The organism is Bacillus sp. DX4.1 (assembly GCF_030348195.1).
Classification (GTDB): domain Bacteria; phylum Bacillota; class Bacilli; order Bacillales; family Bacillaceae_G; genus Bacillus_A.
In genome coordinates this window covers 2041833-2055184 of the sequence record NZ_JAUCFT010000008.1, presented here as the reverse complement: position 1 = coordinate 2055184, position 13352 = coordinate 2041833, and the positions used below count along the sequence as shown (strand labels likewise).

Annotated in this window: 15 protein-coding genes; 7 read left to right on the top strand and 8 right to left on the bottom strand. The window is 35.6% G+C overall.

Annotation, left to right across the window (positions count from 1 at the left end; genetic code table 11):
- Positions 1 to 121: 121 nt before the first annotated feature.
- The gene (locus QUF99_RS13355) at positions 122 to 781 is read right to left on the bottom strand and encodes an oxidoreductase (protein WP_289370656.1); all 660 of its coding nucleotides are present in this window, start codon (positions 779 to 781) and stop codon (positions 122 to 124) included.
- A 126-nt stretch (positions 782 to 907) separates the two neighbouring features.
- Positions 908 to 1060: a hypothetical protein gene (locus QUF99_RS13350; protein ID WP_289370655.1), complete on the bottom strand. Its 153-nt coding sequence runs from the start codon at positions 1058 to 1060 to the stop codon at positions 908 to 910.
- A gap of 269 nt (positions 1061 to 1329) precedes the next feature.
- On the opposite strand from QUF99_RS13350, the gene QUF99_RS13345 reads away from it, so the two are divergent.
- The 3 genes from QUF99_RS13345 (at position 1330) to QUF99_RS13335 (ending at position 3865) form a co-directional block, all read left to right on the top strand.
- Positions 1330 to 2277 (top strand): metal ABC transporter substrate-binding protein, encoded by a 948-nt coding sequence (locus QUF99_RS13345; RefSeq protein ID WP_289370654.1) that lies wholly within the window; start codon positions 1330 to 1332, stop codon positions 2275 to 2277.
- Positions 2278 to 2450: 173 nt separating this feature from the next.
- A complete protein-coding gene (locus QUF99_RS13340; RefSeq protein ID WP_286124669.1) occupies positions 2451 to 2918 on the top strand; it encodes a GNAT family N-acetyltransferase in 468 nt (155 codons plus the stop codon).
- A 104-nt stretch (positions 2919 to 3022) separates the two neighbouring features.
- A complete protein-coding gene (locus QUF99_RS13335; RefSeq protein WP_289370652.1) occupies positions 3023 to 3865 on the top strand; it encodes an alpha/beta hydrolase in 843 nt (280 codons plus the stop codon).
- Positions 3866 to 4003: 138 nt separating this feature from the next.
- Here the strand turns inward: QUF99_RS13335 and QUF99_RS13330 are convergent, their stop codons facing one another.
- On the bottom strand, positions 4004 to 4558 hold the full coding sequence (locus tag QUF99_RS13330) for a helix-turn-helix domain-containing protein (protein WP_289370651.1): 555 nt from the start codon (positions 4556 to 4558) through the stop codon (positions 4004 to 4006).
- A 113-nt stretch (positions 4559 to 4671) separates the two neighbouring features.
- Between QUF99_RS13330 and QUF99_RS13325 the strand changes: the two genes are divergently transcribed.
- Positions 4672 to 5256, top strand: coding sequence for a LysE family transporter (locus tag QUF99_RS13325; protein WP_289370650.1), 585 nt, complete (start codon positions 4672 to 4674; stop codon positions 5254 to 5256).
- 477 nt (positions 5257 to 5733) lie between these two features.
- Here QUF99_RS13325 and QUF99_RS13320 read toward each other — a convergent pair whose 3' ends face one another.
- The gene (locus tag QUF99_RS13320; protein ID WP_289370649.1) at positions 5734 to 6684 is read right to left on the bottom strand and encodes a CobW family GTP-binding protein; all 951 of its coding nucleotides are present in this window, start codon (positions 6682 to 6684) and stop codon (positions 5734 to 5736) included.
- 316 nt (positions 6685 to 7000) lie between these two features.
- On the opposite strand from QUF99_RS13320, the gene QUF99_RS13315 reads away from it, so the two are divergent.
- Complete coding sequence (locus tag QUF99_RS13315; protein ID WP_289370648.1) at positions 7001 to 7903, top strand: aldo/keto reductase; 903 nt, start codon at positions 7001 to 7003, stop codon at positions 7901 to 7903.
- 373 nt (positions 7904 to 8276) lie between these two features.
- Here the strand turns inward: QUF99_RS13315 and QUF99_RS13310 are convergent, their stop codons facing one another.
- Together QUF99_RS13310 and QUF99_RS13305 are read right to left on the bottom strand one after the other, a co-directional pair.
- On the bottom strand, positions 8277 to 8837 hold the full coding sequence (locus QUF99_RS13310) for a GNAT family N-acetyltransferase (RefSeq protein WP_289370646.1): 561 nt from the start codon (positions 8835 to 8837) through the stop codon (positions 8277 to 8279).
- A 111-nt stretch (positions 8838 to 8948) separates the two neighbouring features.
- Positions 8949 to 10427 carry a flavin monoamine oxidase family protein gene (locus tag QUF99_RS13305; protein ID WP_289370645.1) on the bottom strand — a complete coding sequence of 493 codons (1479 nt, stop codon included), beginning with the start codon at positions 10425 to 10427 and terminating at the stop codon, positions 8949 to 8951.
- 186 nt (positions 10428 to 10613) lie between these two features.
- Between QUF99_RS13305 and QUF99_RS13300 the strand changes: the two genes are divergently transcribed.
- Positions 10614 to 10805 (top strand): DUF3896 family protein, encoded by a 192-nt coding sequence (locus QUF99_RS13300; RefSeq protein ID WP_289370643.1) that lies wholly within the window; start codon positions 10614 to 10616, stop codon positions 10803 to 10805.
- Between the two features lie 104 nt (positions 10806 to 10909).
- Positions 10910 to 11914 carry an LLM class flavin-dependent oxidoreductase gene (locus QUF99_RS13295; RefSeq protein ID WP_289370642.1) on the top strand — a complete coding sequence of 335 codons (1005 nt, stop codon included), beginning with the start codon at positions 10910 to 10912 and terminating at the stop codon, positions 11912 to 11914.
- Positions 11915 to 12041: 127 nt separating this feature from the next.
- On the opposite strand, the gene QUF99_RS13290 is transcribed toward QUF99_RS13295, so the two are convergent.
- Positions 12042 to 12497 carry a DUF3939 domain-containing protein gene (locus tag QUF99_RS13290; protein WP_289370640.1) on the bottom strand — a complete coding sequence of 152 codons (456 nt, stop codon included), beginning with the start codon at positions 12495 to 12497 and terminating at the stop codon, positions 12042 to 12044.
- Positions 12498 to 12594: 97 nt separating this feature from the next.
- Positions 12595 to 13038, bottom strand: coding sequence for a Dps family protein (locus tag QUF99_RS13285; protein WP_289370639.1), 444 nt, complete (start codon positions 13036 to 13038; stop codon positions 12595 to 12597).
- Positions 13039 to 13352 lie beyond the last annotated feature (314 nt).

Here is a 13352-nt window from a genome sequence, read left to right as displayed (position 1 = left end):
GGGGTTTTCTTTATCCCCCACCTAACTTCTTTTCTTTTTGCTGAACTTTGGGTGAGGATATTACTGCCCGCGAATAGCGGGATAAAACAAAAAACGAGAAGGATTTCCCTTCTCGTTTTCGTTATTTCATCATTGTAATCTCTGATGAATTATAAATATGAACACCAGATTCTTCGCGTAATGCCGCTAAATACATCCCTTTTGCAACCTGCTCGGCTGTAATCGGTTTATACTTTTTAAAAGCACCGTTAAATACAAATGGCATAATACCCAATGTCTTCTCCGCCAATCTTTCTCCGAAACGAAATTCTTCTCGTTCTCCTAGCAATAATGACGGCCTAAATATATGAATACCACCAATCACCAATTTTTTAATTTCCTCTTCCATCTTCCCTTTTACTTGTGAATAAAAGAAAAGAGATTTTGGATTCGCACCCATAGAAGAAATGGCAAGGAAATTTTGTACACCTTGTATTTCTGCTAAACAAGCTGCACGCAATGTATACTCATAGTCAACTTGTTTAAAATTAGCTTTCGTTTTCGCTTTCTTAATTGTTGTCCCTAGGCAGCTAAATACATCATCCACAGCAAAAAATTCCTTATACTCTTCTAAAATAGAAAAGTCTACTTGTTTTTGCTGCAATTTTTCATGCTCCCATTGAAGCGGTTTCCTTACAAAAATTGTCACCGATTCATAGTAATCTGATTCTAATAATAGCTGCGTCACTTCTTGTCCAACTAAGCCACTCGTACCGAGTACTAACGCTGTTCGTTTGTTCATTTATTTTTATACCTCTTTATCTACTTGTATCCCGTTTTAACGGGCAGTGAGACTTCTGCTTATAGAAGTTTCACTTTGTCTCATTTTATCATAAGCAAAGCACTATGCATGATGCAAGCGCTTTGCTTACTCTTTTTCTTTCTCTTTCTCTGGTGGTAGCTTTGTTATGATCGTAGAATCGCCTAGATTTCCTATTAATGTCTTTAAAAAGATAAGAACGCACGTTAATGGTAAGACTACTGCTAATACCAATAGAATCGCTTCCATTAAGTAATCCAATCGCTCATCCCCTTTTCATACCCTCTCCCTCAATATATGAAAGCAGCACTGTCACATATGCAATAATCATAAAAATAATACGGTTCTTTTTGACAATTTTATAACAAAATGCAAATCGTAATGATTATTATTTATTGCAACTTTTATAAAGATGTATTATACTAAGTTCGCAACATAAAACGTAATTATTACGTTTTGAAACAAAAAAGATATTTTTCCCTGAATATGGGGAAAATAAGATTGGAAAAGAAAGAAAAGAGGAGAATTACATGAACAAAAGGTTAATCGCATTTTCTTTTGTACTTATTTTTTCATTAATTTTTGCTGGATGCTCCAACAAAAAAGATGGAGGGGCAAAAAAAGATGGAAAACTGTCTGTGTATACGACAATTTTTCCACTTGCTGATTTTGCTAAAAAGATCGGTGGTGACTATGTAAACGTAGAAGCAATCTATCCACCAGGGGCTGACTCTCATACATATGAGCCGAGTCAAAAACAAACGGTGCAAGTTGCGAAAGCAGATTTATTCGTATATAACGGTGCTGAATTAGAACCATTTGCTGACAAGATGGAAAAGGCATTAAAAAAAGAAAATGTGAAAATTGTTAATGCTTCTAATGGTATCGAGCTTCGTTCTTCATCTGAAGAGGAACATCATGAACATGAAAAAGATCATACAGAAGAGCATCATCATGATAAAGATCCACACGTATGGCTTGACCCTACGCTTGCGATGAAACAAGCTGAAAAAATAAAAAATGCACTCGTTGAATTACAACCAGAGCACAAAAAAGAATTCGAGAAAAACTTCGCTGCCTTACAAACAAAATTTACTGACTTAGATGATCAATTTAAAACAGTCGTAGATAATGCCAAAACGAAAGAAATCTTAGTTTCTCACGCTGCATATGGATATTGGGAACAACGCTACGGTCTAAAACAAATTCCTGTTGCTGGGATTTCCGCTTCTGATGAACCGTCACAAAAAGCACTTGCTTCCATTACAAAAACAGCGAAAGAGCATAGATTAAAATATATATTATTTGAAACATTCTCTACTCCGAAAGTAGCAGAAGTCATTCAAAAAGAAACGGGAACAAAAATTTTACGATTAAATCATCTTGCAACCATTTCCGAAGATGACGCAAAACAAAATAAAGATTACTTTACATTAATGGAAGAAAACGTGAATACATTAAAAGAAGCAACAAATTAAAATGTTATTTCATTATAGACTGCTGAAGAACTATTTTCAGCGGTCTTTTTTATATCTTACCTTCTCTCCTCTTCCTTATATTTCTACTTTTCAGCTTGACTTACAAGAAATAACAAGTAAAATTATCCATATTAGTTTTAAAGATATAACGATTTAGAAAGTGAGATGGAACTATGAATCTTCACATTTGTGAAGTAACAGCACATAATTGGCGTTCAGTCGCTGCTTTAGACGTAGCAAAGGGACAGCAGCAATTCATTGAAAGCAATGCGTTTTCTTTAGCAGAATCGATATTTGAAGAAAACGGGACGTCAGTTGGCTTATATGATGGAGAAATACTCGTTGGATATGCAATGTACGGCTGGCATTCCGAAAAAGATGAAAGTGCATGGCTAGACCGCTTTATGATCGATCACAAATTTCAAGGAAACGGCTATGCGAAACGTTTTCTCCGTTTATTAATTGGGCATTTACAACAAAAATACAATTGTAAAAAAATTTATTTAAGTCTTCATCCCGATAACAAACTAGCAATGAAATTATACGAGTCGTTCGGCTTTCGCTTGACTGGTGATATTGACGATGACGGGCCTGTTGTTGGGGTTGTAATGGAGTTATATATAAAGGAAAAGGCAATCTAATTTAGATTGTCTTTTTCCTTTATATATTTATCAGGAATAAAAACAATCTTCCAGCGAAATTATATGATTGTGTATGCAAATCATAATACGACGGAGGTTACATCGTGAAATTATTGAAGTTCCTATTTGTTGTTCTCGCTTCTATTTTCATCTTGTTTAGTAGTAATTGGTTTCATGTTCCAGCAAAGGCTGAAATAGATGTAGAGCGACAAAAACCCATTACTTTTGTTTTAATTCACGGTGCTTGGGGTGATTCTAGCTATTGGGAAAAAACCGCAAATGAATTAAAACAAATGGGACATAAAGTACATACGCCTAATTTACCAGGGCATGGAAAAGATACAAATAAAGCTGTAAAACATTCGGATTATGTAAAATCAGTTGTAAACTATGTCGAAAAAAGGAATTTGAAAAATTTTGTTCTTGTCGGTCATAGCTTTGGTGGTACCGTTATTTCTAAAGTTGCGGAACTAATTCCAGATCGGATTAAAAGACTCGTCTTTATGGATGCCTTTGTTGTAGCAGATGGTAATAGTACAGCAGATGAGATTCCTGCCGATGGTAAGCAGCTTTGGGCAGAACTTGCAAAGAAATCAAAAGATAACGCTATCCAATTACCTTTTCCTATTTGGAGAGAAACATTTATGAATAATGCCGACCTTTCATTAGCGAAAAAAATCTATGAAACAGTTACGCCAGAACCTGCTGAACCACTCTTTGAGAAGCTTAATCTCTCTAAATTTTATAAGTTAAATATTCCAAAAAGCTATTTTTACTTAACAGAAGATATGGCTGTTCCGCAAGGTGAACAATACAGCTGGCATCCACATATGTCGAGTCGCCTTGGTTTATTCCGATTAGTAACTACGCAAGGTGATCACATGACCATGTTTCATGTCAAGTCAGCAATTATTGCGAAAAAGCTAGTGGAAGCTGGAAGAGATTAAGCACATTCTACAAATAAGCCTGCAACTATGTAAATATACTACAATTATTAGAGGATGGGGACCTAGCTCAGCAACTGTATTGTTACAAAGGCACAAATAAAAACAGAAACAAAACCCCGTTCTACAAGAACGGGGTTTTTAAGCCGGATAATATATAATCATACTTAATCGAGTTAATGTTTCCCCTGAATTATGATAAGTATGGGGTCTGTCAGCCTTGAATCTGATAGAATCACCACTTCTTACTGTATATTCATTGTTATTTACACGTACAGTTAGTTCCCCTTCAAAAACAGTTAAGAACTCTTCAGTTCCCTCTCTATGCGAATCAGCACTTAAGAATCCACCTTTTTCTACCTCGACTGAATAAACTTCAAAACGTCTATCATCTTCGAAGGGAAAGTAGGGATAGACTCGATATTTTCCGTTGTCTTCAGATAACGTTTGAATTTCACTTCTTAAAACAACTTTTGTATCTGGTTGCGGATTATTTATTAGTGAAGTAAAAGAAATCTTTAATCCGTTTGCTATTTTCCAAATAGTTGTAATAGTAGGGCTCGACTCCCCCCTTTCAATTTGACCTATCATCGTTTTGCTTACTCCAGTTAAATTTGCAACCCTTTCAAGACTTAATTTCTTGCTTTCTCTAAAGGCTTTTAAGTTTTTTGCAATGATAAGATGTATTTCCTCCATAAACACACTCCCTTACTTCTGTACAATATAACGTACGTATTGTACAATAAAATGAAAATCGTTATAATGTTCGTTTTGATCATTATAACATACATCACAAAGGGGGTTCCAATATGCCTTTATTATCATTTTTGTTATATGTTTTTGTTACTAGCTTTACTCCAGGTCCCAATAATATTATGGCAATGTTATTGGCTAACAAATACGGATTAAAAAAGACAATTAGATTTTGTTTAGGCGTAGGTGCAGGTTTCTTTGTAATAATGTTATTGTGTAGTTATTTTAATCTTTTGCTTAAAAATTTCATTCCAAAAATTGAATTTATTATGACTATCTTAGGTGCAATCTATATGTTGTATTTGGCTATAAAAATTATTACCAGTAAAAATAATGATAAAGACAATAATGGGGACAAGAATAACAGTTTTTTAACAGGTATGTTTTTACAATTCGTAAATCCGAAAGGCATTTTATATGGCATAACTGCAATATCAACCTTCATCCTTCCCTATCACACTTCAAATTTCAGCTTACTATTTTATTCGTTATTTCTAGCTTTTGTTGGTTTTATGAGTACTTTTTGTTGGAGTGTGTTTGGTTCAATTTTTCAAAATTTCTTATCAAAGTATAGAAGTCAATTTAATGTAATTATGGCTTTATTGTTGATATATAGTGCCGTTTCGATACTTGTGGAATAAAGAAAGTGAGACTACTTCTTTCACTAACAGTAAGCTAATGTTAAGCAACCCATATGTATTTACTTCTGATAACACTGATTATTATATAAATACAAATTAAAAAACCGACATAAAACCCTTCTTTTTAGGTGGGAGAGAGCATCCGGCCATGCATAGAAGCGGTCAGATCCTTTTCCTGCCCAGACATAGTGAAAACAAAGAGAGAAAACGAGTGCGGGTGATCTTTTGTTATTCATAGCCGCGGCTTATATGTCGAAAAATTAAAATGGATTTATATAGTTGAACCAATCGGGCTTTTACGGGCAGTTTATCCCCCACCTAACTTCTTTGCTCCTTGCAGAACTTTGAGGTGGGGGTATTACTACCCGCAAATAGCAAGATAAAATAAAAAACGCTAACATATTAGTCATATATAATATGTTAGCGTCTTTATTTTTCAAGCATTTTTAAAATTTAGGTCTTGATAATAAAGCAGGCTTATTTAATACATTCTTGAAAATGCTCTTGAAACCATTCTTTATTAATATCTTTTCCTATGAAGACAACTTCACTTACACGCTCTTCTCCCTCTTGCCACTCCCGGTCATAGGAGGCAGCAAATAATGTATGAACACCTTGAAAAACGATACGACGATCTACTCCATCTATTGATAAAATCCCTTTATAACGGTATAAATATTCTCCTAATTCTTGAACAACAGCTGACATCCATTCATTCAGCTTCTGTAGATCTAACGGACGCTCTTCACGTAATACAAATGATTTTACACCTTCTAAATGATAATGCTCTTTATGTGGATAAATTTCTAATGTATCACGTGTTTTAAACGTTTGTATTTCTAGTAATGCAGGGATATCTACTTCACAGTTAGTCGTTGGAATCATTTTTGCAGTTGGGTTTATTCCTTGTAGTTCAGTGAGTAGATTCTCTTTCTCTGCTTCTTCAATTAAATCTAATTTATTCACTAAGACCATATCAGCAAAGGCAATTTGTTCTTTTGCCTCTAATCCCTTTTCAAAGTGCTTATGTATATGATAGCTATCCACTACCGTAATGACACCATTAATTTGGTACGCTGATTGAATAACCGGGTCTAAAAAGAACGTTTGAATAATTGGTCCTGGATTCGCAAGCCCTGTCGTCTCTATCACCAAACCATCAAAATCCATTTTCCCTTCCGCTCTAACATCTAATAACTGTTTTAACGCAACTAGCAAATCTTCACGTACTGTGCAGCATAGACAGCCATTCGTCATTTCCATGATTTCTTCTTCAACATTCATAATTAGTTGATTATCGATGCCGATTTGACCAATCTCATTTACAATAACCGCTAGTTTCTTACCGTGCTCTTCAGACAAAATACGATTTAATAACGTTGTTTTCCCTGAACCGAGAAATCCCGTTAATATTGTTACTGGAATCATTTTGTGCAGCTCCTTATGACTATAAAGTGAAACTTCCTTCAGCATAATTTTAGCTGAAGGCTAGTTGAATCAATTAGGCTCTTACGGACAGTGTCCTCCACCTAACTTTTTTGATCCCTCAAAATTTTGAAGTGGAAGGCTTACTACCCTTTAGAGCGGGATAAATATTTGTATATTATACCATACATTAAAAGCTTGCTTTTATAGTGAAACTTATTTGTTGTAAGTACATTCTAATAACTATATAATATTACCGAACAAGAAAGCCTTTTCATGAATGAAAACTAACATTAATCATCAAGGAGGACCTATCCACATGGAACGAATTCAAATGGCTAATAACCTCGAATTTTCTCGCATTATTCAAGGTTTTTGGCGTTTAGCAGATTGGAATATGTCAGACCAAGAATTACTGTCTTTTGTTGAATCTTGTATGGAAATGGGAATTACAACGTTCGATCATGCTGATATTTACGGAGGTTATACGTGCGAATCATTATTTGGTGAAGCACTGCAGTTAAAACCCCATTTACGTGATCAAATGCAAATTATTACGAAATGTGGAATCGCTCCCCCATCACCTAAATTTCCAGATCGATATGTCGCTCACTATAATACAAGTGCCGACCATATTGTACAAAGTGCTGAACAGTCTCTTAAAAACTTACATACAGATTATATTGATGTATTGCTCATTCATCGTCCCGACCCATTTATGGATCCAGCAGAAGTAGCAAAAGCTTTCTCTCGTTTAAAACAAGATGGAAAAGTACGTCACTTTGGCGTATCGAACTTTTTACCCTCTCAATTAAATATGTTGAGTTCGTATTTAGATTTTCCTCTCATCACAAATCAGATTGAAGTTTCTCCTATGCAGCTCGAACATTTTGAAAAAGGTACAATTGACCAATGCCAAGAAAAACGCATCGCCCCAATGATTTGGTCACCTCTTGCAGGTGGAGAAATCTTTAAAGGTGAAAGTGAACGTGCTGTACGTTTGCGTGAAACATTACAAAAAATCGCAAATGATTTAGGCGTAGATGGAATCGATTCTGTCATGTACGCATGGCTACTTGCTCATCCAGCAAACATGATACCAATTGTCGGTTCTGGTAAACTTGTTCGTGTAAAAACCGCTGTTGAAGCAACAAAACTTACACTAGATCGTCAACAATGGTTTACAATCTTTGAAAGCTCTAATGGGCATCCTGTACCGTGATGAAGATTTTGTAATAAAAAAGCACAAACCTCGTAGTATTCATGGTTTGTGCTTTTTTATTATTAAAGGAGCGAAACGAATGATAGATACCACATAAAACAATCTCCTTTTTATAGGCATTTATTCTAGGATTTTCATATTTAAGCTGGATAAAGATTATAAAACAATTACTATATAAATCCATTTTGATTTTTCTACATATAGCCGCGGCTATGGATAACAAAAGGTGACCTACACTCGTTTTCTCTCTTTGTTTTCACTATGTCTGGGGCAGGAAAAGGATCTGATCGCCTCTATGCATGGCCGGATGCTCTCTCCCACCTAAAAAGAAGGGTTTTATGTCGGTTTTTTAATTTGTATTTATATATAAGCTCTACCTTCTCTTAGCAAACACGCACGTATCTCCTAATCCCGTGCCATCCACAGCTACACTGTGACTTTCTAAAATCCCTTCCAGTTTAAATCCTAATCTTTCTGGTATGGCGCGACTTTTTACGTTTTTGGAATCACAGCGAATTTCCAACCGGTTTGCTTTTAATTCGGTAAAAGCAAACTCTACAATCCCTTTAACTGCTTCTGTCATGTACCCTTTCCCGCTAAAACGAGAATCGATCCAATAACCGATTTCAAACCGGGGTACCTCCCAATTAATACGGTGTAGACCAGAAGATGCAATAAATTCACCTGTTTCTCTCAAAAAAACAAGCAGTCGCAAGTCCTCACGTTGTAAAAATTGGATGTGGGATTTTCTTATACTCGCTTCTATTTCTTGCTCCGTTTGTTCCTTTTGTGCAAAAACCATCCACGGTTTTAATTCATCTAGAGATTCATTTATAGCTTGATATACCGCTTTTCCATCCCCTGGTTTTGGCATCCGTATGAGGAGCCTTTTTGTGTAAAATTCAGAAGGGAAATCGAATAGCAATGGATCCATATAAAACACTCCTAACTTTTCCTTTATATATAATGATATATAAAGAGGAACATCTAGTAAATATTTTTCTGAATTTTCATCAAAATCAATCTAGAAATAAGAATTTAGTTTTCACTTATTTACTCGTAATTGATTCACCTCTGCCGCAGCACGTATTCCTGATTCAATCGCTCCTTGTATCCAGCCATGGTACAGCGTTGTATGGTCTCCTGCAAAGTAAATTTTCCCTTCTGGTTTTACAATCGCAGACTGTAGTTCTGATTCTTGGCCAGCTTGAAAGATTGCAAATCCTCCTAATGCATAAGGATCTAATGTCCAATTTTTTGCTATACCTGCCATAAATTCATCGTATACTTGACCACCCAATATAGTCGCTAAATTTTGTAATGTATAATAAATACGGTCACCTTTTGATTGCCCATCCCAAAGCAATGCATCATACGACCATGTATAACTCCCTAGCATAATAGCAGGTCCCTTAGATCCAATACCATGGCTTGGATAATACGCATATCGGATTGGTAAATCTGTAATGATTCTCCCTCCCATTTGCCCCTGCTCTTCCCAAAAACGACTTTTGAATTGAATCCCTATTTTCGTAGCCGCCATATAATGTAGTTCACGAATTGCTTTCCACTTTTCATGTGACACAGAGTCAAATGGCTCAATTTCAACAAAGCGCATTGTAGAAAAAGGAATTGTAATAATCACTACATCACCCGTTATGCTGCTGTATTCAAATGTTTCCTCATTCCTACAATAAGCGGTCACCCCTTTATCGTGTTGATGAAGCTTCATTAATTTTTGATTGTAAACAATATTCTCCTGTAACTGCGGTAAAAAAGCTTTTGGAAGCTGATCATTGCCTCCTGTAATTTCACAAAAGCCATTTTCCTGCTGCAATATATATATAAAACGTAATGTTTCAACAAATGCCCTTTCTAAAAAACCTTCTAAATCTAATAGCACACCAATCATCTCAATCGTTACTGGTGAAAAGTACGTATTATACTGATACGGATGATGTTTTAAGAATTGCGCTGTTGAATACTTTCCAAAATCCTTTTCAACAATTGCCCAGTTCTTATCGGGATCTATTTTAACAAAATCAATAATCGGCTGAACAGCCAATAACAATAGCTCCTCTGACGTTTTTCCTTCTTCATTCATCGCAACTGGATATCGCAATATACTTGGATCTTTTTCATATTGCTGTAAGGTTGTTTTTCTACCATTCGCATAAATAATATCAGTCTCATTTCGATTGATAAATGGATTGACTTGTAACCCAAACTTTTTTATATACGCCATCGTAAGCGTATGTATATACGGAATACGCATTGCTCCGACATCTAGGTATAACCCTGTATCTTCCATTCTAACAGTCTCTATTCTGCCTCCTACTCGGCAATTTGCTTCTAAAATTTTCACATGATGCCCAGCGTTTTTTAATAACGAGGCCGATACTAAGCCGGCCATTCCAGCACCAATAATGAGAATATGCTTTGGATGTGTCGTTTTTGGTAAACCCTTATCGATTATTCGTAGCATTTCATCTATTGTGAAACGGGATTGCATAGGCTCTTGCATCATCCCACCCCTTACTTCATAAATACAGAACAGTAATTCACTGCATTGTATTCAAAAGTATAGTAGAACATAACACAACTTTTTTCTGAATATTCACTAAAAATTCATTAAAATTTGCTCTCATCCCTTCTCTCTTGCCATATAATAAAGGTATAGATAGGTACTGTAAGGAAAGGGATGGTAAAAATGAAACGTACTTACGACTATCGTGAAACAAAAAAACAATTAGAACTGAAAAAACAACTGTTATGTAAACAACTTACAAGCGTGAATTTAACAGAAGAAGATCGTAATCAAATTAAGATGGCAATCGATAACTACGAATATATTCTAAACTTAGTGGAAATGAATCATTACGAACGTGGTATTTCTCACTAAAAGCGGATGTGAAAGCATTCGCTTTTTATTTTGAGCATTTCCTTACGCATTTTTCGTAAGGAAATATATAATAGAATGTACATTAAGATAGAGAGGTATATATGATGATTAAATTAAGCGTATTAGATCAATCTCCTATTTCAGAGGGTAGTACACCGACTGAGGCTTTTTCAAATACTGTACAACTCGCTCAAGAGGTTGAAAAACTTGGTTTTACTCGTTTTTGGGTATCCGAACATCACAACTCTGTAAGTTTAGCTGGATCAAGTCCAGAAATACTTATTTCTCATATTGCAGCAAAAACAAATCGTATTCGCGTCGGTTCTGGTGGCGTTATGCTTCCTCACTATAGCTCTTATAAAGTGGCTGAAAACTTTCGTGTACTAGAAGCGCTTTATCCAAACCGAATCGATCTTGGGGTTGGACGAGCACCAGGCGGTATGCCAATTGCAACGCGTGCACTACAAGAAGGAAAAATGATTTCACTCGACCATTATCCAGAACAAATTCAAGATGTAGCAATGTACTTACATGATAAAGTGCCAGGCAATCATCAATTTGCTAACCTTCAAGCTGCTCCTGTTATCCCAACTGCTCCTGAACTATGGATGCTTGGATCAAGTGGAGAAAGCGCAATGGTTGCTGCAAAGCAAGGGGCTTCTTTTGCATTTGCTCAGTTTATTAACGGATATGGTGGCCCGGAAGTAATGAAAGCATATCAAGATCAATTTCAACCATCTTTCTTAGGTGATAAACCACAATCAATTGTTTCTATTTTTGTCGTTTGCGGAGAAACAACTGAAGAAGCAGAAAGAATTGCTTCTAGTCTTGACTTATCGATTCTTTTACTCGAACAAGGAATGCGTACAACTGGCACTCCTTCTATTGAAACCGCTCAAAACTATTCCTATAGCACGTATGACTTATTCCGTATTAAAGAAAATCGTCAACGTATGATTGTAGGAAATCAAGCACAAGTAAAAGAACAAATTCTAGAGTTGAGTCAAGCTTACAATACGGAAGAATTTATGATTGTAACGATTACCCATGATTTTGAGGATAAACTAAAATCTTATCGTTTATTGGCAGACGCTTTTGATTTACAATAAAGTGAAACTTGGATCAGTGGGGGTTTTCTTCATCCCCCACTGATCCTTAGCCCTCACCAATCGGGCTTTTGCGAGGTAAATTCCCTTGCAAACAAAAAAACAACAATATTTCATTGTTGTTTTTTTGTTATACAATATTCTTTTTACTTTTATCTGGTTGGCTCGATACTAAATAATGCTTCTCTGAAATATATAACTTTCTCTTTAACACACGCTCTAAATAGGGTGCTAATTTCATTCCACATATTAAACGATCAGCGTCGTCTTCTACAACTGGAAATCTTTCTTTTTCAGTTACATATTGATCGACCGCACGCTGCACCACATCAATTTCTTTTACTAATTCAATATTTTCTAATGTATGTTCAAATACTTCAAGCGTTTCCTTCGTTATAATGAACGTATTTGTAGGAAATGCCGGTAAATATGGTTTTAACAAGTCATAATTCACTGTATAATCTTCATTGACTAACACCGTATATACAATGCTAGCATTCTTTTCAAGAAACTTCGCCATCGCTTGCTCTAACTCATCTTTTGTAATCATCCTCTCCTCTTTTCCAGTTCTGAAAAAGCGAAACATTCCATCGCCTCCTTTTTACTATATTATACCATAAAAGGAAAGCTTAAAACTTACAAAAAAGCCCTATTGAAAATTCTTTCAATAGGGCTCTGCAGTGTTATTTTAAGAACGCACTTAGCATCCAAACATGTTGTTCTAATGTCGTATGAATAGCTAATAACATATCTGCTGACGTTTCATCTCCAGCCTCACCTGCTATTTCCATACCTTCTTTTAACTCTTGAATCAGTGCAGAGTAATCATTTACGAGCGTTTGTACCATTTCTTCTGCTGATTCTTTACTTGTACCTTCATGTACAGTAGATGTTTCTAAATACTCTTTCATTGTTGCTAATGGTTTTCCTTCTAATGCTAAAATACGCTCTGCTAATTCATCAATGTATGTTGCGGCTTCTGTATAAAACTCTTCGAATTTTTCATGTAATGTAAAGAAGTGTGGCCCTGTAACATACCAGTGATAGTTATGTATTTTTACATATAACACATTCCAGTTTGCTACCTGTTTGTTTAATACTTCAACAACATTTGTTTTTGTACTCATTCTATCCACTCCTCTTATTATTTTAGAATTATTATCTTTTAATAATACACATTTATTGTACCATACTTTTCCTGCTCACCCAAACCATTCGCATATATGTCACAAAGTTTTAACAGTAATCCAATAAAGTGAAACTTTGATCAGTGGGGTTTTCTTCATCTCCTACTGATCATTAGCCCTCACCAATCGAGCTTTTACGGGCAGTTTCTCCCACCTAACTTCTTTACTTCCTGCCTTGAGGTAGGAAGCAGCATTACGGCCCGCAAATAGCGGGATAAAATGCCCTCCTTCAAACAGCTCGACAGAATATTAGA

Excerpts from the sequence above, each read along its gene's own strand:
- QUF99_RS13355 (WP_289370656.1), bottom strand. The coding sequence starts at position 781 with ATGAACAAACGAACAGCGTTAGTACTCGGTACGAGTGGCTTAGTTGGA.
- QUF99_RS13345 (WP_289370654.1), top strand. The coding sequence starts at position 1,330 with ATGAACAAAAGGTTAATCGCATTTTCTTTTGTACTTATTTTTTCATTA.
- QUF99_RS13340 (WP_286124669.1), top strand. The coding sequence starts at position 2,451 with ATGAATCTTCACATTTGTGAAGTAACAGCACATAATTGGCGTTCAGTC.
- QUF99_RS13330 (WP_289370651.1), bottom strand. The coding sequence starts at position 4,558 with ATGGAGGAAATACATCTTATCATTGCAAAAAACTTAAAAGCCTTTAGA.
- QUF99_RS13325 (WP_289370650.1), top strand. The coding sequence starts at position 4,672 with ATGCCTTTATTATCATTTTTGTTATATGTTTTTGTTACTAGCTTTACT.
- QUF99_RS13320 (WP_289370649.1), bottom strand. The coding sequence starts at position 6,684 with ATGATTCCAGTAACAATATTAACGGGATTTCTCGGTTCAGGGAAAACA.
- QUF99_RS13315 (WP_289370648.1), top strand. The coding sequence starts at position 7,001 with ATGGAACGAATTCAAATGGCTAATAACCTCGAATTTTCTCGCATTATT.
- QUF99_RS13310 (WP_289370646.1), bottom strand. The coding sequence starts at position 8,837 with ATGGATCCATTGCTATTCGATTTCCCTTCTGAATTTTACACAAAAAGG.
- QUF99_RS13305 (WP_289370645.1), bottom strand. The coding sequence starts at position 10,427 with ATGCAAGAGCCTATGCAATCCCGTTTCACAATAGATGAAATGCTACGA.
- QUF99_RS13300 (WP_289370643.1), top strand. The coding sequence starts at position 10,614 with ATGAAACGTACTTACGACTATCGTGAAACAAAAAAACAATTAGAACTG.
- QUF99_RS13295 (WP_289370642.1), top strand. The coding sequence starts at position 10,910 with ATGATTAAATTAAGCGTATTAGATCAATCTCCTATTTCAGAGGGTAGT.
- QUF99_RS13290 (WP_289370640.1), bottom strand. The coding sequence starts at position 12,497 with ATGTTTCGCTTTTTCAGAACTGGAAAAGAGGAGAGGATGATTACAAAA.
- QUF99_RS13285 (WP_289370639.1), bottom strand. The coding sequence starts at position 13,038 with ATGAGTACAAAAACAAATGTTGTTGAAGTATTAAACAAACAGGTAGCA.